The sequence below is a fragment of the Abyssisolibacter sp. ZYX002 genome, assembly GCF_056892235.1.
Genome location: NZ_JARMXH010000011.1, coordinates 63858 through 89665, shown reverse-complemented (window position 1 = coordinate 89665; position 25808 = coordinate 63858). Strand labels below are relative to the sequence as shown.

The 25808-nt window shown below is 30.8% G+C and carries 23 protein-coding genes; 19 read left to right on the top strand and 4 right to left on the bottom strand.

Features of this window, described 5'->3' with window-relative positions; all coding sequences use genetic code 11:
• The first annotated feature begins 4 nt into the window (after positions 1-4).
• The 14 genes from eutJ (at position 5) to P3X86_RS19515 (ending at position 15623) form a co-directional block, all read left to right on the top strand.
• The gene (eutJ, locus tag P3X86_RS19580; RefSeq protein ID WP_483294428.1) at positions 5-826 is read left to right on the top strand and encodes an ethanolamine utilization protein EutJ; all 822 of its coding nucleotides are present in this window, start codon (positions 5-7) and stop codon (positions 824-826) included.
• A gap of 11 nt (positions 827-837) precedes the next feature.
• On the top strand, positions 838-1494 hold the full coding sequence (locus tag P3X86_RS19575) for a hypothetical protein (RefSeq protein WP_483294427.1): 657 nt from the start codon (positions 838-840) through the stop codon (positions 1492-1494).
• Between the two features lie 5 nt (positions 1495-1499).
• A complete protein-coding gene (locus P3X86_RS19570; protein WP_483294426.1) occupies positions 1500-1784 on the top strand; it encodes a EutN/CcmL family microcompartment protein in 285 nt (94 codons plus the stop codon).
• A 70-nt stretch (positions 1785-1854) separates the two neighbouring features.
• On the top strand, positions 1855-3195 hold the full coding sequence (locus P3X86_RS19565) for a 4Fe-4S dicluster domain-containing protein (RefSeq protein WP_483294425.1): 1341 nt from the start codon (positions 1855-1857) through the stop codon (positions 3193-3195).
• Positions 3192-3740: a BMC domain-containing protein gene (locus tag P3X86_RS19560; RefSeq protein WP_483294424.1), complete on the top strand. Its 549-nt coding sequence runs from the start codon at positions 3192-3194 to the stop codon at positions 3738-3740. The genes P3X86_RS19565 and P3X86_RS19560 overlap by 4 nt, the downstream gene beginning before the upstream one ends.
• 14 nt (positions 3741-3754) lie before the next feature.
• Positions 3755-4054 carry a hypothetical protein gene (locus tag P3X86_RS19555; RefSeq protein ID WP_483294423.1) on the top strand — a complete coding sequence of 100 codons (300 nt, stop codon included), beginning with the start codon at positions 3755-3757 and terminating at the stop codon, positions 4052-4054.
• A gap of 67 nt (positions 4055-4121) precedes the next feature.
• The gene (eutH, locus tag P3X86_RS19550) at positions 4122-5228 is read left to right on the top strand and encodes an ethanolamine utilization protein EutH (protein WP_483294422.1); all 1107 of its coding nucleotides are present in this window, start codon (positions 4122-4124) and stop codon (positions 5226-5228) included.
• 18 nt (positions 5229-5246) lie between these two features.
• Entirely contained in the window at positions 5247-5699 is a 453-nt protein-coding gene (locus P3X86_RS19545) for a cupin domain-containing protein (protein WP_483294451.1), read from the top strand.
• Between the two features lie 358 nt (positions 5700-6057).
• Entirely contained in the window at positions 6058-7203 is a 1146-nt protein-coding gene (locus P3X86_RS19540) for a 1-propanol dehydrogenase PduQ (protein ID WP_483294421.1), read from the top strand.
• Positions 7204-7380: 177 nt separating this feature from the next.
• On the top strand, positions 7381-9360 hold the full coding sequence (locus P3X86_RS19535; protein ID WP_483294420.1) for a sigma 54-interacting transcriptional regulator: 1980 nt from the start codon (positions 7381-7383) through the stop codon (positions 9358-9360).
• 336 nt (positions 9361-9696) lie between these two features.
• Positions 9697-10923, top strand: a complete 1227-nt coding sequence (locus P3X86_RS19530) for an MFS transporter (RefSeq protein ID WP_483294419.1) — start codon at positions 9697-9699, stop codon at positions 10921-10923.
• Between the two features lie 107 nt (positions 10924-11030).
• On the top strand, positions 11031-12389 hold the full coding sequence (locus P3X86_RS19525; protein ID WP_483294418.1) for an amidohydrolase: 1359 nt from the start codon (positions 11031-11033) through the stop codon (positions 12387-12389).
• Between the two features lie 11 nt (positions 12390-12400).
• Complete coding sequence (locus P3X86_RS19520) at positions 12401-14335, top strand: S9 family peptidase (RefSeq protein ID WP_483294417.1); 1935 nt, start codon at positions 12401-12403, stop codon at positions 14333-14335.
• A gap of 1 nt (position 14336) precedes the next feature.
• On the top strand, positions 14337-15623 hold the full coding sequence (locus tag P3X86_RS19515; protein WP_483294416.1) for an L-cysteine desulfidase family protein: 1287 nt from the start codon (positions 14337-14339) through the stop codon (positions 15621-15623).
• Positions 15624-15824: 201 nt separating this feature from the next.
• Here P3X86_RS19515 and P3X86_RS19510 read toward each other — a convergent pair whose 3' ends face one another.
• The 4 genes from P3X86_RS19510 to P3X86_RS19495 form a co-directional block, all read right to left on the bottom strand.
• Positions 15825-16520 (bottom strand): hypothetical protein, encoded by a 696-nt coding sequence (locus tag P3X86_RS19510; RefSeq protein WP_483294415.1) that lies wholly within the window; start codon positions 16518-16520, stop codon positions 15825-15827.
• A gap of 441 nt (positions 16521-16961) precedes the next feature.
• Positions 16962-17639: a DUF6483 family protein gene (locus tag P3X86_RS19505; RefSeq protein WP_483294414.1), complete on the bottom strand. Its 678-nt coding sequence runs from the start codon at positions 17637-17639 to the stop codon at positions 16962-16964.
• An 82-nt stretch (positions 17640-17721) separates the two neighbouring features.
• Complete coding sequence (locus P3X86_RS19500; RefSeq protein ID WP_483294413.1) at positions 17722-18330, bottom strand: helix-turn-helix domain-containing protein; 609 nt, start codon at positions 18328-18330, stop codon at positions 17722-17724.
• A gap of 73 nt (positions 18331-18403) precedes the next feature.
• Entirely contained in the window at positions 18404-19663 is a 1260-nt protein-coding gene (locus P3X86_RS19495) for an MFS transporter (protein ID WP_483294412.1), read from the bottom strand.
• Positions 19664-19801: 138 nt separating this feature from the next.
• Between P3X86_RS19495 and P3X86_RS19490 the strand changes: the two genes are divergently transcribed.
• The 5 genes from P3X86_RS19490 (at position 19802) to P3X86_RS19470 (ending at position 25725) form a co-directional block, all read left to right on the top strand.
• A complete protein-coding gene (locus tag P3X86_RS19490; protein WP_483294411.1) occupies positions 19802-21355 on the top strand; it encodes an ABC-F family ATP-binding cassette domain-containing protein in 1554 nt (517 codons plus the stop codon).
• A gap of 142 nt (positions 21356-21497) precedes the next feature.
• Positions 21498-22559, top strand: coding sequence for a 4Fe-4S dicluster domain-containing protein (locus tag P3X86_RS19485; RefSeq protein ID WP_483294410.1), 1062 nt, complete (start codon positions 21498-21500; stop codon positions 22557-22559).
• Positions 22560-22577: 18 nt separating this feature from the next.
• Positions 22578-23141 carry an HD domain-containing protein gene (locus tag P3X86_RS19480; protein WP_483294409.1) on the top strand — a complete coding sequence of 188 codons (564 nt, stop codon included), beginning with the start codon at positions 22578-22580 and terminating at the stop codon, positions 23139-23141.
• A 135-nt stretch (positions 23142-23276) separates the two neighbouring features.
• Entirely contained in the window at positions 23277-23939 is a 663-nt protein-coding gene (locus P3X86_RS19475) for a response regulator transcription factor (RefSeq protein ID WP_483294408.1), read from the top strand.
• A gap of 16 nt (positions 23940-23955) precedes the next feature.
• Complete coding sequence (locus P3X86_RS19470; RefSeq protein WP_483294407.1) at positions 23956-25725, top strand: sensor histidine kinase; 1770 nt, start codon at positions 23956-23958, stop codon at positions 25723-25725.
• Positions 25726-25808 lie beyond the last annotated feature (83 nt).

The window sequence follows — 25808 nt, the reverse complement described above, 5'->3', positions numbered from 1 at the left end:
TCCTATGAACTTTGATAGAGTAGATGCTCTTATAAGCAAAGTAGAAAATAGCATAAAAAATACTGAGCAGTTTAACAAAGGAGAAAATGTCCTAGTAGGTGTTGATTTAGGTACAGCATATATTGTATTAGTTGTACTAGATAAACAAAAAAAACCTATAGCATGCGAGATGCAATTTGCTCAGGTCTTAAAAGATGGATTAGTAGTTGATTATATTGGGGCATCTCGTATAGTCAGAGAACTGAAGGCAAAGCTAGAGGAAAGATTGCAAGTTGAGCTTAGAAACGCTGCAATAGCAGTACCACCTGGAACACAAGAGTCAGATAGTAAAACACATAAATACGTAGTAGAAGGATCAGGGATGGAAGTTGTAGCAATACTTGATGAGCCTACAGCAGCTAATGCAGTATTAGATATCAAGAATGGAGTTATAGTGGATATAGGAGGAGGCACAACAGGGCTATCTATATTGAAAGATGGACAAGTTATATACACAGCAGATGAGGCAACAGGAGGTACACATTTATCTTTAGTAGTTGCAGGAAATTATAAAGTTACATTTGAAGAAGCAGAAGACATAAAAAAAGACAAAAAACGTCAAAGGGAAGTATTTACCATAGTTAGACCAGTGATTCAGAAGATGGCAACTATAGTTAAGAGCCATATAAAAAACTATGATGTAGATGATATATACCTTGTAGGAGGAACATGTTGCTTAGACGGAATAGAAGAGGTTTTTGAGAAAGAGATAGGAATAAAAACTCATAAACCAACAAATCCATTTTTAGTGACTCCATTAGGAATAGCTATGAACTGTACTTTGTAGGAGGAAATTATATGGATATAAAGCATATCATTGAAATGGTTACAAAAGAAGTTCTAAATAGATTAGAAAGTGCAGGAGAAATAAAAGATTCAAAGAAAGTCCTTATTGCTGGTAATAAATCAAAAGAATATGAGAAACTATATGAATTACTTTCTATAAATTACAGCAATATATTATTTTTAGATCAGATAGGTCAAGGCGTAGATTTAGCTCAAATTGACTATATAATAGTTCCTAAGCTAGAAAATAATGCATTGGCAAAATTAGCATTAGGAGTAGCAGATGATGAAGTTACGTTGGCTATATCAGAGACATTATTAAGAGGAAAGCAAATAACATTACTAGAAGAAGGTATAGCTTATAGAAAATTCAAAGGGTTAGCCAACGCCTCGTATTATGACATGTTTAAATCATATGAAGAAAAACTAAAAGAATATGGTATGACTATAATCAAGCAAGAGGACTTACATTTACAAAAATCAAAAACTGATGAAACATTAAAAATAGGTAAAACGGTTATAAACAAAAAAATCATAGTAGAATCTGATGTAAAGAAAGTTTATGAAGCAGGACATGATACAATCCAGATTAACGATAAATCAATAATATCACCATTGGCGTCAGATTATATTAAAATTAATGATATAAACATAACAAAGAAAGGGTGATATCTGTGATTTTAGGTAAAGTAGTAGGAAACGTTTGGGCAACTAGAAAAGAAGAAGGTCTAACAGGACTCAAACTGTTGGTAGTAAAACCAATAGATTATTACGATGATAGACCATTGAATTCTTTTGTTGCCACAGATAGTGTAGGAGCTGGAATAGGAGATACAGTACTTGTAGTAAAAGGTAGTTCTGCTAGAAAAACAATTGAAAAAGACAATGCACCAATAGACGCTAGTATAATTGGTATAATAGATGAAATCGAAATAGATAAAAACATAGAACTTAAATAACGCTGAGTTATCTATGCAGGAGTAAAATCAGCAATAAAGATAGACTTCATATATATAAAGGAGGCAAGATATGGAGCTTTTAGACAAAATATATAACAGTGGAGTTGTAGGGGTAGGAGGGGCTGGATTTCCAACTCATATAAAACTCAATTGTCAAGTAGAATACCTCATTATCAACTCAGCAGAATGTGAACCTTTGCTAGAAGTTGATAAATATCTAATGAGACAAAGAAGTAATCAAATAATCATAGCTATAGAGAAAATGGCAGAGTCAGTTAAAGCAGAGCATATGATTATAGCTCTTAAGAGCAAATACAAAGAAGAAATTAAATCCTTACAAAATGCTATAGATGATTTAAAATCAAATGTAAAGATTCATACATTTGAAAATTTCTACCCTGCTGGGGATGAACAGGTTATGGTTTACGAAGTAACTAAAAGAGTTATACCAGCAGGAGGAATACCATTAGATGTAGGTGTTGTAGTTAACAATGTAGCAACAGTAGTAAATATATATGATGCTATAAATGACAATCCTGTTGTAGATAAGTATCTGACAGTAGTCGGAGAAGTAAAAGAGCCAAAGTTTCTAAAAGCACCAATAGGTTTGGCAGTTAGCGAAGCTTTAAAATACTGTGGTGGAGTAGTACGTGAAGATTATAAGATAATTTTGGGAGGGCCTATGATGGGAAAAATCATAGACAAAGAAGATGCTAAAACTACTTACATCACAAAAACATTGGGATCACTTATCGTAATACCAGCAGATCATTACATGGTTAAAAGAAAATTAAAACCAATAACTCAAATTATTAATCAAGCAAGGACAGCATGTATACAGTGTAAGATGTGTACAGATATGTGCCCTAGAAATTTAATGGGTCATCAGTTAAGACCTCATAAAATAATGCGAGCAATGGGTGCAGGAGTAAAAAATAAAGATACACTAATGGAAGCATTGATATGTAGCGAATGTGGTGTATGTGAACTATATGCATGTCCAATGGGGCTTTCACCAAGACTTGTAAATGCTTTTATAAAAAATGAACTTAGAAATAACGGTGTTCGCTATGATAGAAAACCGTTAAATGAAGTAAACCAACTTAGAGAATATAGAAAAGTACCAGTATCAAGGTTGATTTCAAGATTAGACTTGAATATTTACAAAGACACTAAACTGGGCGAAATAGAGAATATAAAGGCACAAAAAGTATATATTCCATTATCACAACATATTGGCAAACCTGCTTCACCCGTAGTAAAGGTTGGAGATATTGTAGAGAAGGGACAACTCATTGGAAAAATTGAGTTAGGAACTTTAGGAGCTAATATACATGCTAGTATAATTGGAAAAGTATGTGAAGTAGGAGAATATATTGCTATTATGAAAGATAGTGAGGTGAACCAATGATTAGAACAATAGGACTAATAGAATTAAACAGTATAGCAAAAGGGATAGAAGTTGCAGATGCTATAATCAAAGCAGCCTCGGTTGAGCTATTAAAATCACATTCAATATGCCCAGGCAAGTATATTGTGTTAATATCAGGAGATGTAGGTGACGTAAAAACAGCAATAGAAGTAGGCAAAGAAGTTGGACGTGCTTTTGTGCTTGATACACTAGTCCTTCCAAGCATACATCCACAATTAATAAATGCAATAAATTCAGCAACAAATATTTCAAAAGTCAATGCTTTAGGTGTGCTAGAGTTCTTTAGTATAGCGACATGTATAGTAGCAGCAGACGAAGCAGCAAAAGCGGCATCAGTCGATTTAATTGAGGTAAGATTAGGTTATGGTATAGGAGGAAAAGCCTTCATAACACTTACAGGAGATGTTAGTGGAGTAACAGAAGCAATAGAGGCTGGTGCAAGAGTTGGAGGAGATAATGGCATGCTAGTAAACAAGGTAGTAATTCCTTCACCTCGAAAAGAACTATTTGACAAATTGCTTTAGAAAGAGGTGATATAATGGGTAAACTTCTTGTAACCAAGAATAATTTATCACAATTTATGGAACAAGGTGATAGTGAGTTTTATGTTGAACAAAAAATGATACTGTCTCCTAGTGCTAAAGATATGCTTAGGAATAAAAACATAACTATAGTATACGGGCAGAAAAAACAAAAACAAGAACAAGAACAAGAGAATGATGAAAGTTCTCAGATTGTAACACTAATAGCAAAAGTTTTAGTAGAGGATTTTAAGATATATGACCAAAATAAAATAAACTGTATAACAAAAAGAGTATTAGAACGTATAGATTTGTAATACTGCCTTAGTTAATCAAATAAAAAACTTTAGAATCGCTAGAGTTAATAAGAGGAGGATATTATATATGAGTATCAATGAAATTATTGTATATATAATGGTGGCATTTATGGTTTTAGGAGCTTTAGATAAAATAATAGGTAATAAATTTGGTCTTGGTGAGCAATTTGAAGAAGGTATAATGGCAATGGGTTCATTAGCATTAGCCATGGTAGGGGTAGTATCACTTGCTCCAGTTTTAGCAAAAGTTTTGAAACCAGTAGTAGTGCCTATATACACAGCGCTAGGAGCTGACCCTTCAATGTTTGCTACAACATTACTAGCAAATGATATGGGTGGTTATCCATTAGCTATGGAACTCGCACAGAATGCAGATGCAGGATTATTCGCAGGTTTAATATTAGGTAGTATGATGGGACCAACTATCGTATTTACAATACCAGTAGCATTAGGTATCATAGATAAAAAAGATCACAAATTCTTAGCAACTGGTATATTAGCAGGTCTTATAACAATACCGATAGGATGTTTAGTAGGTGGATTAGTAGCAGGATTTAGTATAACATTGATAATCAAAAACCTTATACCTATCATAATAGTATCACTGTTACTAGCAATAGGACTTTGGAAGTTACCAGAAAAGATGATAAAAGGCTTTACTATTTTCGGAAAAGGTGTAGTTGCAGTTATAACAGTAGGACTAGCAGCAATAATAATAGAAACTCTAACAGGATATGTAGTAATACCAGGTATGGCGCCAGTTTCAGAAGGTATATCAATAGTAGGATCTATAGCTTTAATGTTAGCAGGAGCATTCCCGATGGTATACGTAATAACAAAAGTGTTCAACAAGCCTTTACTTAAACTAGGAAGACTTTTAGGTATGGGGGATGTAGCAGCAGCAGGAATGGTTGCAACACTTGCAAACAACATACCTATGTTTGGTCTAATGAAGGATATGGATGACCGTGGGAAAATAATAAACGTTGCCTTTGCAGTAAGCGCATCATTTGTATTTGGCGATCATCTAGGATTTACAGCTGGTGTTAATAAAGAGATGATATTCCCAATGGTTGTAGGAAAATTAGTAGCAGGAGCTACAGCAGTAGTAATAGCAGTTTTCATAGCAAATAAATCAATAAACACTCAAACAAGTAAAGCACAAAGTAAATAATACAGAGGTGTAAATATGATAGAAAATATTAACGAAAAAATGTTAGAAGAAATCATAAGAAAAGTCATAAGTGAGCAAATGAACAACAAAAGCGAGTCTTTTGAAAAAACAGTAGATAGTAGCGGAGTAATATCAATAAAAACAAGCACCGTAAAAGGAGAAAAATTTGACACAGGAAAAGAAGGAGACAATGTCTACCTAAAAGACGTAATCTCATTAGATGAAAGCCCAAGATTAGGTTGTGGCATAATGGAAATGACTAAAACAACATTTGACTGGACACTAACATACGATGAAATAGACTATATAATAGATGGAACGCTAGAGATAGTAATAGATGGTAGAAGAGTAATAGGGAATAAAGGTGATATCATATTTATCCCTAAAAATACATCAATACAGTTTAGTGTACCAGATCATGCTAGGTTTGTGTATATCACTTATCCCGCTGATTGGGCTAGTGAATCCTAAAATGGCAAACTTCTGCGTCATCAAAAATACTGAGACTAATCGCGTACGTTAGTACGCTCATATCCTCAGTATTTTTGATTCCTTGAATTTCACTCATTTTAGAATTCACTATATATAATGGCATACTGGCGATAGCCGAGAGATAATTTAAAACGCTCCTATCCGTGAAAATTTCAATGCCTTGGTACTCACTCATTTTAAAACGAAGTAGGGATTATGAGGTGGAATGGCAAACTTTAAAATTTCACTCTTTTAGAATTAACTATAGAGTCATGTTAAACATAATAAGATAAATAGTATATCGGGGTGTCTTATGAGATACCCCTTTAGAGTATAATCATTTTACAGGAGGAACAATATGATATTTCAATCTAAAACAGAGATACATTGGGGAGAAAACTCTCTTAAATATTTAAGTGGTTTAAAATCTCAAAGAGCTTTTGTGGTAGCGGATAGATTAATGGTTAAACTAGGGCTTGTTAAAAAAGTTACAGATGTTCTTAACGAAAGTAATGTAAAATATAGCGTATTTGATGAAGTTGAGCCAAATCCATCGGTAAGTACAGTGACTAAGGGTTTGCATCATATTATAAAGAATAAACCAGACTTACTAATAGCAGTAGGTGGTGGTTCAGTAATTGATGCAGCAAAGGCTATTATGTATTTTTGTATAAAGACCAAAGAAGAGTTAGTTGATAGAGCTGACATTAAAAAACCTTGGTTTGTAGCATTTCCTACTACAAGTGGAACGGGATCTGAAGTTACAGCATTTTCTGTTGTGACAGATGAAAAAAACAACGTCAAAATACCACTAGTAGATAACATTATGACACCAGATGTAGCAGTGTTAGATGCAGAGTTCACAAGAACAGTTCCACCAATAGTTACAGCAGATACAGGAATGGATGTTTTGTCTCATGCAATAGAAAGTTTTGTTTCCATAAAAGCATCAGATTATACAGATATGTATTCAAGAAAAGCTGTGAAGGATGTGTTTTCATATTTATATAGAGCTTATATTGATGGAGATGATATGATTGCTCGCCAAAAAATGCAACAAGCATCATGTATGGCGGGTATAAGTTTCACCAATGCAGGATTAGGTATAAATCATAGTTTGGCACACGCTATAGGAGGTATATACAAGATATCTCATGGTAGAATCAATGCCATGCTATTGCCATATGTTATAGAGTTCAACTCTGGTATAAATAATACATTAACAAACTCGGCACAGAGATATGAGGTGTTAGCTGATGAACTAACTCTGCCATGCCAAACAACAAGAGAAGGTGTACTTAGTCTTATAGAAGCTATAAAGATATTAAATGCGAAGTTAGGCATACCATTAACCTTAAAAGAATACGGAATAGATAGATTAGAATACTTAGAAAACATAGATGTCATTATAAAGAGAGCATTGGAGGATGTTTGTACACTTACAAATCAGACTAAAGTGACATATGAAGGGTTAAAGAGTGTAATGTACAAATTGTATGGGTAAATTGCTAATCGGTAGGAACTGTTTTTTTGATACTATTGATTGCATAAAATATTTTTGCTCTGAAATTACAACAATATCTTACAAAATTATTTATTTCTTATTTAAATATTATAAGCCTTGTAGTAATATAATACTAAAAGATACTTTAGGTTAAAATCGAAAGCATGGTGGATTAATGTGAAAAAGGTAGTTATAGTTACAGATTTTGAAGGAGAATTATCGGTAGAACTAACAAATAATTTGAAATATGTATTTGAAGATAAGATAATTATAGAAAATTGTTATCTTAATAATATGGACGACGACCATATTATAGATGGAGATACTATTCTTTTCATGCTTGAAAATAGAGTAGCTAAAGCTACTAAAAATATAAAAAATTTAGACAAAGTTATAGTTGTTTCTAGAACAATACTAGAAGAAGAAGCATTAAAAATACTTGACATACCTCAAAATAGTGAAGTGCTAGTAGTAAATGATTATTATGAGACAACACTTCAAGTAACGACATTATTGTATAAATTGAAAATAAAAGATTTACGTTTTATATCATATAAAGAGGGCGAAGATTATAGACATATTAAGTATGCGATAACAGTAGGTATAAAGGAAAAAGTACCTTCTTCTATTCCTAATATAATTGATGTTGGTGTAAGATGCCTAGATACATCAACATTTATTGCAATAATAAACAAGCTAAATATCAAGGATTCGGAGATAAATAATAGGCTACTAAAATATATAAAGAGAATAGTAACTGTAGATGTAGGTTTTAAGCAACAATATAAAGAATTATACAAGTTAAATGAACAATTACATTCTATACTAGAAAAATCTAGTGACGGTATAATACTAATCGATAACGATGGTAATATAATACTAAATAACGATAGACTTTATGAAATATTGAACATAGATATGGCTAACAATATGACCAATATAAATGAGATATTTGATGAGGATTTTATAAAAAAAATAAAAATTGAAGATATAGATAATGAACTAGTAAAAATAAATAAAAAAATATTGATAATATCAGTAAAAACACCTACTGTATATCATCATGCAGTGAATGAGAAGATTATAGTTTTACAAGATATAACATATATTAAAAAACTAGAACAAACGGTTAGTGCTAAATTAAAATCAACAGGCTTAATGGCTAAATATACATTTAAAAAAATAATATATTATTCAAAGATAATGGAGGAGTGTGTTGAGACTGCTAAAATATTCGCTGGCACAGATAAAACAGTATTAATATGTGGAGAAAGCGGAACAGGAAAAGAACTTCTAGCACAATCAATACACAATAGTTCTAGACGTAAAAAACAGCCATTTGTAGCCATAAATTGTGCTGCTCTTCCAGCTAGTTTGCTTGAAAGTGAGCTTTTTGGTTATGCTAAAGGAGCGTTTACAGGAGCTAGAAGTGAAGGGAAAAGTGGATTGTTTGAGGAAGCGAATAATGGAAGCATATTCTTAGATGAAATTGGAGATATGCCTTATGAGCTACAGTCAAGACTTTTAAGGGTTATACAAGAAATGCAGGTTATGAGAATAGGAAGTTATAAAATAATAGAGATAGACGTTAGAATAATAGCTGCTACAAATAAAAATTTGATGAGAGAAGTTGAAGAGGGCAGGTTTAGAGAAGACCTATATTATAGATTAAATGTACTGCCATTAAATGTACCACCACTAAATAAAAGGCGAGAAGATATACTGCCTTTATTTAAAAAATATGCCAACGAACATGGGGAATTAAAAGAAAGCATACAAAAAGCTCTCTTAGAGCATAAATGGAGAGGTAATGTACGAGAATTAAAAAACGTGGCAGAGTATTATTCATTTATGAAGAATAGCCCTAAGCCACTTCCAGATACATTTATTATTAAAGGTGATTTAAAGATAAGAGATAATTTGGAGATTTCAGTTCTTAAAGCTATTAATAAACACGCAGATGATGGAGATGGAATTGGAAGAGTAAAGTTAGTTCATGTATATAACGAACACAACAACAAACATATAACCGAATATAGACTGCGTATAATATTAAAAAACTTAGAAGAAAAAGGTTATATCAGCAAAAAGATTGGCAGAAAGGGTTGTGTTATAACTCAAAAAGGTTTGAAGCTAATAAATGATAGGGATAAATAATTGGATGAAATGTGGATTTTAAAGTGGATTGTGGATTCGTTAGACAATCCACTTTTTTAATATAAAAATATTAACTATATCGAATAAATGTGCATAATAAGCTAACTATAAAATAACAGGAAAATTTTCGTAGTTGGCACGGTAATTGCTCTTATATATTGCTACATAAGGTTGTTTCTAAATATAAACGTATTTATAAAATAATTTTTATCGGTATTTGCTTAGAACTAATAATAGAAGAACAATCTTTGTATAAATGATAGGAGGGATTATTGATAAAAATCACAGAGTAAACATTTGACTATGTATGATAAAAATTGACAAGGAGAGATATACATGAAAAGTAAAATAAAAAAGAATTGGATAACTCTATTAATACTAGCGCTAGCAGGTGGATTAGTGTACAAGATTCCATACTTAAAAGGTTCATATTACGATGCACTTATATCTTCATTAGGAGTTACTAATACACAGCTAGGAGTTTTGGTTAATTATTTCGGTATAGCATCTACTATATGCTATTTTCCAGGTGGATGGATAGCAGATAGATTTAGTCCAAAGGCATTGCTTAGTTTTGCATTTATTTCGATGGGATCATTAGGATTATTATATTCGACATTCCCGTCGTATAATGTAGTGCTAGCTATACACATTGCATATGGAGCAATAGTATGCCTTTGTTATTGGTCGGTAGCAATAAAAGCTGTAAGGTTATTAAGCAGTGGTGAAGATTTAGGAAAAATGTTTGGATTTTGGGAAGGTGGAAAACAAGTATCGGGATTGATAATATCATATCTTGCATTAGCAGTTTTCGCTCAATTTAGTGAGGCAAAGCTTGGAATGTCCACAATAATTATAATATATTCTGTAGTAATGATATCGGTAGGTGTATTGCTGTTATTCTTGTTAAAAAACGTTAAGCAAGTAGAAAAAACAGCTATTTCAATAAAAGATATATTCACAATAATGATGGATTCAAGAGCATGGTTGATAGGTATCATGATTTTAAGTGCATATCATTTTCACAGAGGACTAAGTATAGTAACTCCATATTTGACTAAGATATTTGGATTATCAACAACATCTGCATCAGGTATATCAATGTTTTGCATGTATGTTATCGGATTTATTGGTGCAGCGACAGCGGGTATATTTGTTGATAAACTAGGCTCAACACTTAAAGTAGTTAGATACTTATTAGTTGTAGCGGTCGTATCACTAGTAGCATATATATTACTTCCAGGGAAAGCAAGTCTTTTATACGTGGTAATAGGATTATGGATGGTTGCACAATATGCAAACTTCTCGATAAGAGGAATATATTTCTCATCTTTAGGTGAGCTAAATATTAGTCCTGATAAGACAGGAATATTTATAGGATTTGCTTCATTCTTAGGATTCATACCAGATATGTATGTTCACGGCTTGAACGGTACGATACTAGATAAGTTTTCAGGAGAAACTGGATTTAAAGTTATATTTGGTTACATGTTAGTAATGGTAATTATATGTTTAGTTACTACAACTATTTTATATAGAAGAGCGAAAGGTGTTAAAAACTAAGTAAATAATTTTAATCCCGAGATATTCATATAAAATTTATTTTATAGTAAATCAATCAACCCTTCATGAATATTTCGGGATATTATATATAGGCAAGAGGTGTAAAAATGGATAGTACCAAAATAAAGCAAAAATTATTCGACTGTGTAAATAACGCAAGTGATTATATAAAAGCCATAGGTGAAGAAATTTATAAGACGCCAGAAACGGGGTTTAAAGAATACGAGACAGAAAAAATTGTAATTAGAGAATTTGAAAAATTAGGGTTAAGCTATCAAAAGCTAGATAATATTCCCGGTGTGAAGGCAACACTAGACACAGGGAAAAATGGACCAAACATAGCTTTGATAGGAGAACTAGATGCAGTAATATGTTCACAACATATAGATAGTAATAAAGATACAGGTGCTGTTCATGCATGTGGTCATAACATTATGATAGCAGACATTATTGGAGTAGCTAAAAGTATAATAAAGGCAGATATATTGGATGAATTAGTAGGCAAGATACATTTTATGGCTGTACCAGCAGAAGAATATATAGAAATGGATTATAGAAGTGAATTAATCAAAAAAGGAACTATAAAGTACCCGACAGGTAAAGCAGAATTATTATATAGAGGATTTTTTGATGACGTTGATATATGTGTAATGATTCATGCTATGGCATCAAATTATAAGATTGCATTAGAATCTGGGAGTAATGGATTTATTGCTAAAAATATTAGGTATATAGGTAAAGCTTCTCATGCAGCTTCAACTCCTCATGAAGGAGTCAATGCTCTATATGCAGCTAATATAGGGTTAATGGCTATAAATTCAATAAGAGAGACATTTAAAGAGCAATCATCCCTTAGAGTTCATCCAATAATAACAAAAGGTGGAGAAGCAGTTAATGTGATACCATCTGATGTTCATATGGAGACTTTCGTTAGAGGAAGTAATATAGATGATATTGTAGATGCTAATAAAAAAATAAACAGAGCACTTATAGGTGGGGCGATTGCTATGGGCGCAAAAGTTGAGATAGAGGACACTGCAGGAATGTTTCCTTTTGTTGTAGATGAAAAATTAACCAAAGTAGCTCATCAAGTAGGAGTAGAATTAGTCACTAAGGAAGAAGTAACAACATTTCCTCCAAGTAAAGGTTCGACTGACTTAGGAGATATATCTTCTGTTATGCCTGCAATAGAGACATGTATAGGTTGTTTAAATGGAGGATTACACAGTCCAGATTACGAGATAATAGATTATGATATTGCTTATGTATTAGGGACAAAGTTTATGGCTGGAATGGTATATGAATTATTATCTAACGAGGCGAAAAGAGCAAGAGTAATTATTGATGAATACAATCCAATCTTTAAAACTTCAAAAGAATACTTTGAATATGCAGATAAATTATTCGTAAAGAATACTTATCCTAAAGTTGATTATTGCGCAGAAGAGTGTTTAGCCAATAGTTAGGAGGAAAGCAGATGAAAGAGAATATAAAAATAAATGATATCTGTAGATTTAAATACTTATCTAATGTGAAGCTAGATGGCAAAGGAAATACTTATTACTTACTTCACGAGGCTGACGAGAAAGAAAATAAATATAAGACAAATCTATGGATATATAACAAGAGTAAAGAAAAGCAAAAAAAACTTACAGAATGTGATAAAGTGGTCGATTTCATTGTGCTAGATGATGATTCAATTCTTTATAAATCCAGCAAAAAAAATGAAAAGGCTGATAGCACATTATATTACATTATGGATTCATTTAAAAATATAAAGGAATTATGTATTGGAAAAAAATCAAACAAGATACAACAAATTAATAAGAACATGTATGTATTTTCAGCTACTTATAATAAAAATAAAGAAGGTAAAGAAGCCAAAAACAAAGAGTATGAAATATTTGACGAGATACCATTTTGGACAAATGGTGTGGGGGGTACAAATAAAAATAGAAATAGGTTATACATTTATGATGTAAATACAAATAAATATGATGCTATTACAGATGAATATATGAATGTTGAAAGTTTTAATATAAGTGAAGATAGAAAAAAGCTTATATTTATAGGTATTTCTTATGAAAACAAAATGGAGATAGCAAATCATATATATATTTATGATATAGATGAGAAAACTATAGAAAGAATATCCAGAGACGAAAGGTTTCAATATAGTTATGCCAATTACATCTCAAAAGATAAAATAATATATACAGGCAGCGATATGAAAAAGTATGGTAATAATGAAAATCACAAATTTTATCTAATAGATATAAATACACAACAATTAAAAGAACTTACGCCTAATTTTGACTGTAGTTTATGGAACACAGTGGGTTCGGATTGTAGATATAAAGCATCATCAACCATGAAAATTGACAATGGCTGTTTATACTTTATCACTACAGAGGGTGGAAGTTCGCTGTTAAATAGTATAGATATAGCTGGAAATATTGAGAAAGTAATAAGAACAGAAGGTTCGGTAGATAGCTATGATGTAAAAGACGGTAAAGTTATGTTTATTGGTATGAGAGATAATAAACTACAAGAATTGTACGAGCTGTGTAAAGAAAAACAAATTACCCAATTCAATAACTGGGTTGAAAGTGATAGACATATAGTACAACTTGAAAAGATTAAGGTGAAAAATATAGATGATGTTGAAATAGATGGATGGATAATGAAACCATGTGATTTTGACAAAGACAAAAAGTATCCTGCTATATTAAATATTCATGGTGGGCCTAAAACTGCTTATGGTGATGTCTTTTATCATGAAATGCAATACTGGGCAGGATTGGGATATGTTGTTTTCTTTTGCAACCCAAGAGGGAGTAATGGTAAAGACAATGAATTTTCAAATATAAGAGGTAAATTTGGTACTATTGACTATGAAGATATAATGAAGTTTACAGATGAGGTATTAAATAAATATGAGTTTATAGATAAAGAGAGAGTCGGTGTAACAGGAGGGTCATATGGAGGATATATGACTAATTGGATTATAGGTCATACTGATAGATTTAAGGCTGCTGTATCCCAAAGATGTATTTCAAACTGGATATCGAAATTCAACACTACGGATATAGGTTACTATTGGGTAGAAGATCAAAATTTAGCTACACCTTGGAGTGATTTCGAAAAACTTTGGGATAGCTCACCATTAAAGTACGCAGATAAAGTAAAAACTCCTACTCTATTTATACATGCAGATAAAGATTATAGGTGTTTTTATGGGGAAGGGTTACAGATGTTCACAGCTCTAAAATATCATAATGTAGAAGCAAAAATGTGTTTATTTAAAGGAGAAAACCATGAACTCAGTAGGAGTGGGAAGCCACAGCAGAGAATAGCAAGACTAGAAGAAATAACTAAGTGGTTTGATTATTATTTGAAAGGACAGATATAAAATGCAATACAATAATTATAAAAGATATATAGATATTCTAAAAAAAGAGGTAGTTCCAGCCTTAGGCTGTACAGAGCCTATAGCAGTTGCTCTAGCTGTAGCTAAAGCTAAAGAGGTGCTTAATAGTGAAGTGAAGAAAGTGGATGTGCATCTAAGTCCTAATATATACAAAAACGGTATGGGTGTTGGGATACCGGGAACAGGTATGATAGGATTAGATATAGCAGTAGCGTTGGGTGTTATATCAGGAGATTCAAAAGCAGAGTTACAGGTTTTAAAAAATGTCAAAGAATCTAATGTAAAACAGGCAAAAGAATTAGTGGCATCAGGTTGTATAAATATTAAAGTTAAAGACACTAAGGACAAACTTTATATAGAAGCAATTTGCTATGATGATAAAAATAAAGCAAAAGTAGTTATTAAAGACATACACTCAAATATTGTTATGATATCTTACAATGACGATACAATTTATGAAAGAAAAGATTCAGAATGTGATATAGATATGGATAAAGAAGTAGAAGATTTCAAACTTTCTATAAATAGCATATATGAATTTGCTATGAATGTAGAATTCGAAGATATTGAGTTCATTATGGAAGGAGCATATATGAACAAAAAAATATCAAAAGAAGGTTTGGTGAAAGAGTATGGATTGAAAGTTGGTAAAACGTTAGCTGAAAATGTGAAAAAAGGATTGCTTTCTGACGACTTGCACAATTATGCTATGCAAGTTACAGCATCAGCTTCAGATGCAAGGATGGCAGGAAGTATGCTAAGTGTCATGAGTAACTCTGGTAGTGGAAATCAAGGTATCACTGTCATGTTACCTATAGTAGCAGTTGCAGAGAAATTAAACGTAACAGACGAAAAATTAGCCAGAGCACTAATAATAGGAAACTTAATCGCAATACACATAAAAGTATTCTTAGGAAGACTATCCGCGCTTTGTGGATGTGTAGTAGCTTCAGCTGGAGCGAGTGGCGGTATTACGTATCTATTAGGAGGAAACTTAGACCAAATAAAATATGCTATAAAAAATATGATTGGTAATATTTCGGGTATGATTTGCGATGGAGCTAAGACAGGATGCGCACTAAAGGTGGCTACAGGTGTTAGTGCAGCAGTGCAGTCTGCTATACTAGCAATCAACGATATAGAGATTTCCCAAACAGATGGAATAATAGATAAATGCGTAGAAAAAACTATCAGAAATATAGCCAAAATCGGATCAATGGGAATGGTCGAAACTGACAAAATGATTTTAGATATAATGGTATCAAAATAATTAAATTCAATATAACAATATAAGCAATGTAAAAGCCCCGTATATATAACTTAGAATAAAATCTAATGCTAGAAACGGGGCGTATACAAATATAATTTACAAAAAAATTAATGATTAGTTGGGAAATCAATAAATAATCTAACAATATAACTATATTTATAACTAAATATAGGAATAAAAAAAGCTAAATATAATGGATTATTATAAAGTTTTTTTATTAGTTTTTTCATTATATTCCACCTCCTCATTAAATTTATCTATTGCCTTGTCCAAATATTTTTTATCCTTTGCTTTGTTTGTAAATTCTAAAAAAACATAGAAATCTTTTTTTAATTCATATGCTTTATCTCGCATTTCTAAATGTAAAAAATTCATAATTTTTATCATGATAGTTACAGTATATACTTTATTAAATAATCTTTGTTCACATGCTATTTTCAAGGTTTTTTCACAAAACTCTAGTGATTTAACATGGTTTTTAAATACATAATAACCGTTGGCTACATTGCCAAGTATGGTTGCTATAAGTTCACTATTGTTAAGCCTGTACAAATTTGAAAGTATGAGTTTTTTACATTTACGGAAGTTTATTTCATCTTCAATTTCTATGTAAAAACTCATTAAAGAGTTAAATATTCTAAAATGAATTTCGTTTGTGGGTTTATTGGGCTTTATTTTTTCTAACAGTTGTATTGCTGTTTTCTTCCTATTACAAGAAAAAAATTCAGCTAAAGATTTAACCCATTCATGAAATAATTGATCGCCACTATCACTTCTTTTCATTATTTGAGATGATAATAAAAAAGCTTCTGCGTATTTATAATTTTGTATAAGATTAAAAACTTCTTGTATGGTTAAGACTGTGCTGTCACTTACGTTTGACACATCTGTATTCAAATTAGTCACTCCTTGATATAAAGTCAATATTAATTATACCATAAAATGAAACAAATTACATTAAAACAAATTATAAGATATTTTTAAATTATATTTAAAATATTCCAAACTTCTTACTTTTTACTTTTTATTCAACATAAACAGACTATTATGTCTATAAAATGAGAGAGATTAAGAGAGTGTATTAAAAGTTTAGAGATAAAGTTAAAGAGAGTATACTGAGTATACTCTCTTTAGGTTGATGACAAAGTCATCTAAATAGAAGACTGTAGTAAGAGTTCAATTTCAAGGCGTGTTAAAATTGAGTAGCAGAGCTTACTTAGAGGTAAGTGAGCAACGGAAATTTTAACAACAACGCAGAAATTGGGCTTTTGTCTACAGTCTGAAGAGAGTATACTGAGTATACTCTCTTAGGAATAAAGAATTAAAGTTTATATATGTTTATATTTCATGATTCCGTTTAATACATTGACTTATCAGATATTTTTTTCCTTCTATAACCTCGTTAATAGGCAAATTTCCTGCTGAAAGCTTACATTTAGTTTTATCAAGTAATCTATTATAAAAATTTATTCCTTCACTCACTATTGTTTTAGAATAAGATTCAGCATCCAATAATTGGTATAATATATCTTCTGCCAATGCATAGTCACCATTGTTTTCATAATATTTGAATAGTAAATGTTTAGTACTATCTAAAAGCTCATAAAGCTTTACTTCATTTAATACATCTGTTATTTCTGCATCAAAGTCTACTTTTTTTACATATTCATTTTTTAGTCTTATAACTAAAAAAATATTTAAGCTTTTTAATAGAAAATTGAAACCTTTTTCTTTTTTACCTTGCTCAATCAGAATTTTTCCATCTTCTTTCAAAAGTTTCGCTAAAAGAGTACATTTCTCAATATCCATATCTTCCATGTCACTGACAATTTTGATTAAATCATTGTACATCAAACTATTGATGATATCTTCATTTACTCCAAGCTTAGAAGTATAAACTTCCCCAATAAGTTGTCTAGCTTTTAAAAATTGATTCAATTTCTTTAATCCCATTAAGCGAGCTATAAAGGTAGTGAATTGTTCAATCATATCCATTATATAGTCTCTTTTTATCATAGTAACTAATCCTTTCAAAGACATCTTTAATAAAAAACATAAAATAGAATACTTAGATGTATGTAATGTAAATTACAGAAAACTATTCATACTGATCAGGATCAAAGCTATTATAAGAGCCTCTAAATATGTTGTATTCTATTTGATCCGGTGAAGTTCGTTCAAGGTGTTTTACACAAAAAGCTTCTGTATAAGCAAGAAATTCTTCAAGTTCTTTTTTAGTTATATATACTTTTTTGTGTAATATGCTCAATGCTATATCTACATCTATATTCATACCATTCTTTCCTTTTTCCTCTTCATAATTTCTAGCCCTACTTAATTCATTAAGAAACTTGTTTTTTATAGTTTCAAAAACTTCAGATACAGCTTTTGAAACATTGTTTATATCATAAGAGTTTTCTCTAGATGATAAAGAGCAACTAAAAGCCTTGGCTGTTGTATCGTAGTATTTTGCTATAATACCGTTTATAACCTCAGTATCAACTAAAGCTAAAACATTTATTTTTAAGAGTTTTACTACATGATAATGAACTTTAGCTGGAGAAACTTCTAGCTTATCTGCTATCTGTTTAACAGTCATTGGTCTGTTTTCTGACATTATCATAGTAACTATTTTAAATCTAAATGGATCACTGTAAATTTTTATTTCTTCATCAGTTTCAATTTTTCTTAAAATTTCCTTTTTCATAATACACCTTCTTAAGATTTACTTATATTTTATAATTATAGGGTATATTATATTTGTTAAAAAATCAAGGTAGTTAAGCAGTTTGTGATTTTGTGTCTTTGCTCAACAAATAGTATAGTGTTGCACCAATTAACAAGAATGTCCCAACAATTATAGATAGATATGACATTTTAGTGACCTTAAGTAAGTAACCAATCAAAATTTGTCCAATAGGTATTGATGCTGTAACTATAGTGTTAAGCACAGAGCCAACTCTTCCCAAAAATTCATTAGATGTGGTGTGTTGAAGATTTACTGACATAGAAATACTAATAGCTACTACAACACAAATAACAATAATACTTTCTATAGCTAATAAAGCCAATGGTATGTACTTTGAAGAATAAATATGCTGCATACTAGGAATAAAAATAGCAGCACCGGCAAATATAACTACAGCGACAAACGAAAAACCATAAACACAAATCTGCCTAGGACTTAATTTTTTAAACAAGAAATTTGCAAGAATAGGACCTATAATCATACCTATTGCAATAATTGACATAAATGTTCCATATTCAGAATCAGTTATAGAGTACTTATTCTTAGCTACAAAAGGAACTACAATTGAGAAAAAAGGAGATAGTCCAAAATTCACAAATATAGCTGCAAAGCATAACGCCACAAGATCTTTTTTATTGAAAATATAGTTAAGCCCTTCTTTTAAATCTTTAACGAAATTTTTAAAGTTAATTTTTCCTTTTTTAGCTTTGCTTTTAGGTAACTCTATAAACATCTCACTTATTGCAGATAGTATGAAACTTATGCTGTTAATAATCATAAGCGGCAGTAGACCTATTAAACCATATATTAGCCCTGCTAGTACTGGCGAAGCAATATTAGCAATGCTATCCAAAAAAGAATTTATACTATTAGCTTTTGGTAAAGATTCACGGTCGATTATATTTGGTATTACAGTACCTATAGCTGGTGAGAAGAAAGCATTTATCAGATTTAAAAGTATTTCAATAGCATAGATATGAAGCATTGAAAAAGTACCTTTTATAACATATAAAATAATAAATGATGCCATAACTAATCCACTTAATAAATCAAGAAAAACAATAATCTTTTTTCTATCATATCTATCAATAATAACACCCGCAAATGGTCCAAATACTAACTGTGGAATTATTGCAACCGCCAAGACTGATGCAAATAATTTTGGGTCTCCTGTGGTATTTAGCACGAAGAGTGATAGAGCAAAGCTCTGAAAGTAAGTACCTACTCTAGAAATAAAACGACCTAAGATAGTTAGGATAAAATTACGATTAGTAAACAAAGATGTCTTCATTTAAATGTCCCCTTTAAAATAAATTTAACGTTAAAATAATTTTAACGTTAAATTTATTTTAAAGCATAATAATCATTTTGTCAATTATGTTTTTTTTGATATAATAAAATCATATTAAAATTAGGAAGGACAACAGCAATGAGTATATTAACAGTAAAAAATGTAAGTCATGATTTTGGAGGACGTGTAATTTTCGAAGATGTATCTTTTCGACTTTTAAGAGGTGAGCACGTTGGATTGATAGGTGCAAATGGAGAAGGTAAATCGACGTTCATGAATATAATAACAGGCAAATTAATGCCTGATGCAGGGAATATTGAGTGGTCAAAGAATGTAAGAGTTGGATATTTAGATCAACATACAAAGCTAAAGAAAGGTGATACAATAGAAGATGTATTAAAAAGTGCATTTACTTATCTATTTGATATGGAACAGCGTATAAATAGTATTTATGAGCAAATGGCTGATGCAACTCCACAGGCTATGGATAAAATGCTTGAGGAGGTGGGTACTTTACAAGATTTGTTAACTAATAATGATTTTTATACTATAGATTCTAAAGTTCAAGAAGTGGGTAGAGCATTAGGATTAAGTGATATAGGTCTTGATAGAGATGTACATGATTTAAGTGGAGGACAACGTACAAAAGTACTATTAGCAAAACTTCTGCTTGAAAAGCCTGATATATTGTTGTTAGATGAGCCTACAAACTATTTAGATGAACAGCATATAGAGTGGTTAAAACGATATCTACAAGAGTACGAAAAAGCCTTTATACTGATTTCACACGATATACCTTTTTTAAATAGTGTTATTAATCTCATATATCATGTAGAGAACTCTAGACTAAGTCGTTACGTTGGTGATTATGATAGTTTTATGAAGGTGAGAGAAGCAAAGATCAAACAGGTGGAAGCTGCATATAAAAAGCAACAACAAGAGATTGCATCACTTAAAGACTTTGTTGCTAGAAATAAAGCAAGAGTATCAACTAGAAACATGGCAATGTCAAGACAAAAGAAACTTGATAAAATGGAAAAAATAGAACTAATTAGAGAAAAGCCAAAACCAACTTTTGATTTCTTATCATCTAGAGCTTCAGGGCGTATGGTATTTGAAACAAAAGACCTAGTGATTGGCTATGACGAACCACTATCAAAACCACTAAACTTACTAATGGAGCGTGGTGAGAAAATAGCACTTGTTGGAGCAAATGGTTTAGGAAAGACGACGTTGCTTAGAAGTATACTTGGAGAGATAAAATCTATATCGGGAAGCGTTGAATTAGGAGATTATCTGTATATAGGATATTTTGAACAAGAGATTAAGAAGGGAAATAAAAATACATGCTTACAAGAAGTATGGGATGAATTTCCTTCATATTCTCAAGTTGAGATAAGAGGAGCTTTGGCAAAATGTGGGTTGACTACAGATCACATTGAAAGTAAAATAATCGTTCTGAGTGGTGGAGAGCAAGCTAAGGTGAGACTTTGCAAATTAATCAATAAGGAAACAAATTTATTAGTACTTGATGAGCCTACAAACCATTTAGATGTTGAGGCAAAAGCAGAGTTAAAGAAGGCTCTAAAAGAATATAAGGGAAGCATATTATTAATTTGTCATGAGCCTGAATTTTATCAAGATGTAGTTACTAAAGTTTGGCAATGCGAAGATTGGGCGATGAAAATATAATATAGATAATAAAAAAATGACTAAATATTAGTCATTTTTTTAATAAGTTCTTGTGTTTTTTGACTTATAGCACACATGTTTGATATAATCCAGATAAAATACGACTGTATATAGATTGAAACGGATAAGAGGAGAGATTATTATGTCCAAAATAGATGGAAGGACTATAATGTTTGCAAGAATGAGCTATGAAAAAGGAAGTAAAGAGTATGAGGACTATTATAAAAATTATCCAGAGCATGAAAGCATAGATGATCAAATTAGACTTAAACCTCATATTAATTCAGAGGGGACTGCAACATTTAATAACATAAATAGCCCTTTTGCAGATGCTGGATTTATGATGTTGAGCGATTTTCAAAAATATGTTAATGGACCAGTAAAAAAAGAAAAGACTAATATTAAAGGTGTGGATATGACTAGCAAACTAAAAAAATTTTGTAGTTACTTAGGAGCAGTGGATATAGGCGTTACAAAAATGAAACCAGAGTTTTTTTATTCATTTATAGGTAGACCACTAAAAGACTATGGCAAGAAGGTTGATAATAATCATAAATATGGTTTAGTTATAGCAGTGGAGATGGACAAAAATATGATTAATAGAGCACCACAGTTAGAGGAAATGTTTGCTGTGACAAAAGGCTATGTTGATAGTGCAATAATAGCATTATGGATGACTTATTATATTAAAATGTTAGGATATGATGCAAGAGCGCATATTGATGGAAACTATGAGGTTATAGTTCCACTAGTAGCACAGAATGCAGGTATTGGAGAGATCGGTAGAAATGGATTAGTTATATCAAGAAAATATGGACAGCGCATTAGAATGTCTGTAGTTACAACGGATATGCCACTTATTGCTGATGAACCATCTGATTTTGGCGTTAAAAAGTTCTGTAAGCTATGTAACAAATGCTCCAAAACATGTCCTGCAAAAGCGATATCCTCAGAACCTCCAATTATTGAAAATGGAGTCGAGCGTTGGCGTATAAAACAAGAAGCATGTTATGAGATATGGCGTAGTTTGGGGACAGATTGTGGTATATGTTTAGCTACTTGTCCGTTTAGTCAAGGGCTAGATTTAGATAAACTTGAACAGATTAAACATTCCGACGAAATGATTCTAAAATTACTTAAAGAACATGAAGAAAAGTATGGTATAAGAAATTATATAAGAGAGCCACTTAACATATTAAAATGAAAGGAGAGGATGTGTAAGTTGGATAATATAACTATAATAAAAAATATAGTTGAAGATGCATGTAAAAATGATAACAATACTTTTGGTTACGGAATATGGTCACATCATATAGTAGATGTAGTAGACTATTCAAAGATATTGGCCAAGAAACTAGATGCAAACATAGAAATTGTAGAGATAGCGGCATTATTGCATGATTATGCTGGTATAAAATGTTTAGAATATTACGATGAGCACCATAAATATGGAGCAATAGAAGCAGAGAGAATTTTAAAAGAGTTGAATTATAATAATGAAATAATAGACCAAGTTAAACATTGTATATTTTCGCATAGAGCAAGTGTTATGGAAATGCAAATGAGCAAAGAGGCTATATGTGTAGCAAGTGCGGATGCTATGGCACATATTAAACAGGTTCCTTCATTATTATATTGTGCCTATGTACAAAAAGGTATGAATATAGATGAAGGGTCAACATGGGTAAGAGATAAGATTAAACGTAGCTGGAATAAATTATGCAAAGAAGCAAAGGAAGTTATTATCGATGACTATAACAATGCTATAAAGATTTTACAAGCTTAAAAATTAGTTAATCAAATTAGATATAGATAATATTATAAGAATGTACTATTAACGTATACACGTGAAGGTTATAACATTAATTAGTGTATATCTTAGTATAAGTAAAAGCATCAGAGGAATTTGAGGAGAATGTTTATGAACATAAGAGTTTTAGTTGTAGAAGATAACGAGAACTTAAACGAACTTATAGTAAACGTGTTACAAAAGGAGAAGTATGTGTCTTTTGGAGAAAGAAGTATAGAGACTGCAAAGAAAACATATATGCTAAAGAAACCACATATAGTGCTATTAGATATAATGCTTCCTGGAGGAAAAGGCTATGAGTTGATTTCATATTTTAGAATACATGGTGAGTGTAGAATAATAATGATCACTGCACTCAATGATTTTCATAGTAAAATGGTATGCTATGAAAAGGGAGCAGATGATTATGTCATTAAGCCATTTGATTTAGCGGAACTAGTGTATAAAATAAACGCTATAAAAAGATGGATTGAACTTGAAATATACAATATTGGAGACATAAGCTTTGATAAAAAAAAGAGCACATTAACAGGCAAATGTAACATAATAATGTTACCACCAACACAAGCCAAAATGTTTAATTTGTTGTGTGATAAACACCTTCAAAATACATATGTGAATAAAGTAGAAGTTTTTAGATCAAATTTAGATGAGAGTCATAGATTACAGATGGTGATAGCTAGATTAAGAAGCAATCTACAATTTGTCGGAAGTGATAAGGTTTTTATAGAAACAATAAGAGGTAAAGGATATCAGCTTCAGGTTTATGGGTAACAAAAGGGGCAAGTAAATGAGAAGAAATAAGAGAATACTTATAATAATATTTATTCCTATAGCAATTTTTCTTATAATAATAATGCTAAATTTTATAAATACACGCATGAGTAATTTTGTGTTAGCAAAATATAGTGAAGTTAGGTTAGATAAATTATCGAACAAGCTTTATCTAATAAGTAATATAGAAGTAGAAAATGAAAATGAAATAGTATTAAAAATAAAACCACAAGATAATAAGAACATATTTATTTTAATTAACGGCTTAAGATATAGCCATGAAATACATATTAATGATAAGCTTGTCAGTCAAAATATTAATCCTTTACTTAATAATTATAATAAAGCAATCGCTTATAAAGCTTTTAAAATACATAGAGATACTGAAATAAAAATAAAAGGAAATGCAGTTGCACTAACAAGTATATATATTGCAAAACCAAGGATAATGAATATGTTTATAGGTTTAAGAGCTGTAACATACTCTATAGTAATATTTGTTCTTTTATTTGTTGTAGCAGTATGTGTTTTTATGTACATTAACAATATGGAAATGAAGCATTATTTGATATTTATATTTATAGGAATAGTGTATATATATAAAATTGTAAATTTAGGGGAAATATATGGACTGACAGGCTGGTTAGCGTATACATCACAAAAGTTCTATATATTGAATGTGACAACAAATTTAATAAGTCTAGGACTTGTAGTTATAGTATTGTTTTACATGTACAATATAAAAACTAAAAAATATACCAAGATAATGTTATGTGTATCGTTTATTATACTTTGGTTAATAGGTGTAAATACTGATACTAAGATTCAACATTATAATATTGTACTTGTAACGCTATGCCTAATTTCTTGGGCTGTCTTAATATGTAAATATGTAAAGCAAACGAACTATTGTCATCTTCTTTATGCAAATAATTTGATATTTATTTCGTTTATATATTACGAAAACCTAATAGAGTTTAAAGTGTTTAGAGAGGGGACAGTTAGTTTTTTAATAAAGATTTCTCATTTAGGAGCAGTTTTATATCTCTTAGGTTTCATGATTATTTTCATATTTAACAGCTATAACAAAATAAAAATGTGTGAAAATCAGCAAAAAGAGCTAGAAAAAGTAAAAATGCTTAGAGGAATAAGCCATGATTTTAAAATGCCATTATCCGTTATTAAGCTAAGTTATCAAATGATGTTTGCGTATAATATGAGTCAAGAAGAGAGAATTCATCATAAAAAGATATGTTTTGAAGCTATATCACAGATAGAAAACATGACAGATAACATAGGTAGTTACTTAAGTCTTGATAAACGTATTAAAAAAAACAATTATGCCATTTTAAATGAAACATTAGATAAAGTACAAAGTAGGTATAAACTAATAGCAATAGAAAAAAATATAAAACTATTTATAATTACTGATGGTAAAAATTGTATAGTACCTATAGAGGACATACAGTTTGAAAGAGTGCTTTATAATTTAGTAGATAATGCATTTAAATATAATAAACCTAATGGACATGTAAAAATAGAGAGCAAAATTAATAAAAAAGTGATAATAACTGTAGAAGATACAGGAATAGGTATGAAAACAACACATAAAATATTTACTCCATTATATAGGATAGATGAAAGTAGAAGTGTAGAAGGTATAGGTTTGGGGTTAAGTATTGTGAAATGTATTATAGAAAAAGGTGGAGGAGAAATAGAAGTAAAAAGTATAGAAAATAAGGGAACAAGATTCACTGTAATTTTGCCAAAGAAAAATGAAATCTGATATATCTAATGAAACATAAATTACAAGAAATGTTTAAAATATACTATAATGTACTCACTTCCTCACATTTTGTGAGGAAGTGT

What these genes read in the sequence shown, in the direction of transcription:
- P3X86_RS19475 (WP_483294408.1), top strand. Translation starts at nt 23,277, where the DNA reads ATGAACATAAGAGTTTTAGTTGTAGAAGATAACGAGAACTTAAACGAA.
- P3X86_RS19575 (WP_483294427.1), top strand. Translation starts at nt 838, where the DNA reads ATGGATATAAAGCATATCATTGAAATGGTTACAAAAGAAGTTCTAAAT.
- P3X86_RS19490 (WP_483294411.1), top strand. Translation starts at nt 19,802, where the DNA reads ATGAGTATATTAACAGTAAAAAATGTAAGTCATGATTTTGGAGGACGT.
- P3X86_RS19565 (WP_483294425.1), top strand. Translation starts at nt 1,855, where the DNA reads ATGGAGCTTTTAGACAAAATATATAACAGTGGAGTTGTAGGGGTAGGA.
- P3X86_RS19505 (WP_483294414.1), bottom strand. Translation starts at nt 17,639, where the DNA reads ATGATAAAAAGAGACTATATAATGGATATGATTGAACAATTCACTACC.
- P3X86_RS19500 (WP_483294413.1), bottom strand. Translation starts at nt 18,330, where the DNA reads ATGAAAAAGGAAATTTTAAGAAAAATTGAAACTGATGAAGAAATAAAA.
- P3X86_RS19520 (WP_483294417.1), top strand. Translation starts at nt 12,401, where the DNA reads ATGAAAGAGAATATAAAAATAAATGATATCTGTAGATTTAAATACTTA.
- P3X86_RS19560 (WP_483294424.1), top strand. Translation starts at nt 3,192, where the DNA reads ATGATTAGAACAATAGGACTAATAGAATTAAACAGTATAGCAAAAGGG.
- P3X86_RS19530 (WP_483294419.1), top strand. Translation starts at nt 9,697, where the DNA reads ATGAAAAGTAAAATAAAAAAGAATTGGATAACTCTATTAATACTAGCG.
- eutJ (WP_483294428.1), top strand. Translation starts at nt 5, where the DNA reads ATGAACTTTGATAGAGTAGATGCTCTTATAAGCAAAGTAGAAAATAGC.
- P3X86_RS19540 (WP_483294421.1), top strand. Translation starts at nt 6,058, where the DNA reads ATGATATTTCAATCTAAAACAGAGATACATTGGGGAGAAAACTCTCTT.
- P3X86_RS19555 (WP_483294423.1), top strand. Translation starts at nt 3,755, where the DNA reads ATGGGTAAACTTCTTGTAACCAAGAATAATTTATCACAATTTATGGAA.
- P3X86_RS19495 (WP_483294412.1), bottom strand. Translation starts at nt 19,663, where the DNA reads ATGAAGACATCTTTGTTTACTAATCGTAATTTTATCCTAACTATCTTA.
- P3X86_RS19470 (WP_483294407.1), top strand. Translation starts at nt 23,956, where the DNA reads ATGAGAAGAAATAAGAGAATACTTATAATAATATTTATTCCTATAGCA.
- eutH (WP_483294422.1), top strand. Translation starts at nt 4,122, where the DNA reads ATGAGTATCAATGAAATTATTGTATATATAATGGTGGCATTTATGGTT.
- P3X86_RS19515 (WP_483294416.1), top strand. Translation starts at nt 14,337, where the DNA reads ATGCAATACAATAATTATAAAAGATATATAGATATTCTAAAAAAAGAG.
- P3X86_RS19525 (WP_483294418.1), top strand. Translation starts at nt 11,031, where the DNA reads ATGGATAGTACCAAAATAAAGCAAAAATTATTCGACTGTGTAAATAAC.
- P3X86_RS19485 (WP_483294410.1), top strand. Translation starts at nt 21,498, where the DNA reads ATGTCCAAAATAGATGGAAGGACTATAATGTTTGCAAGAATGAGCTAT.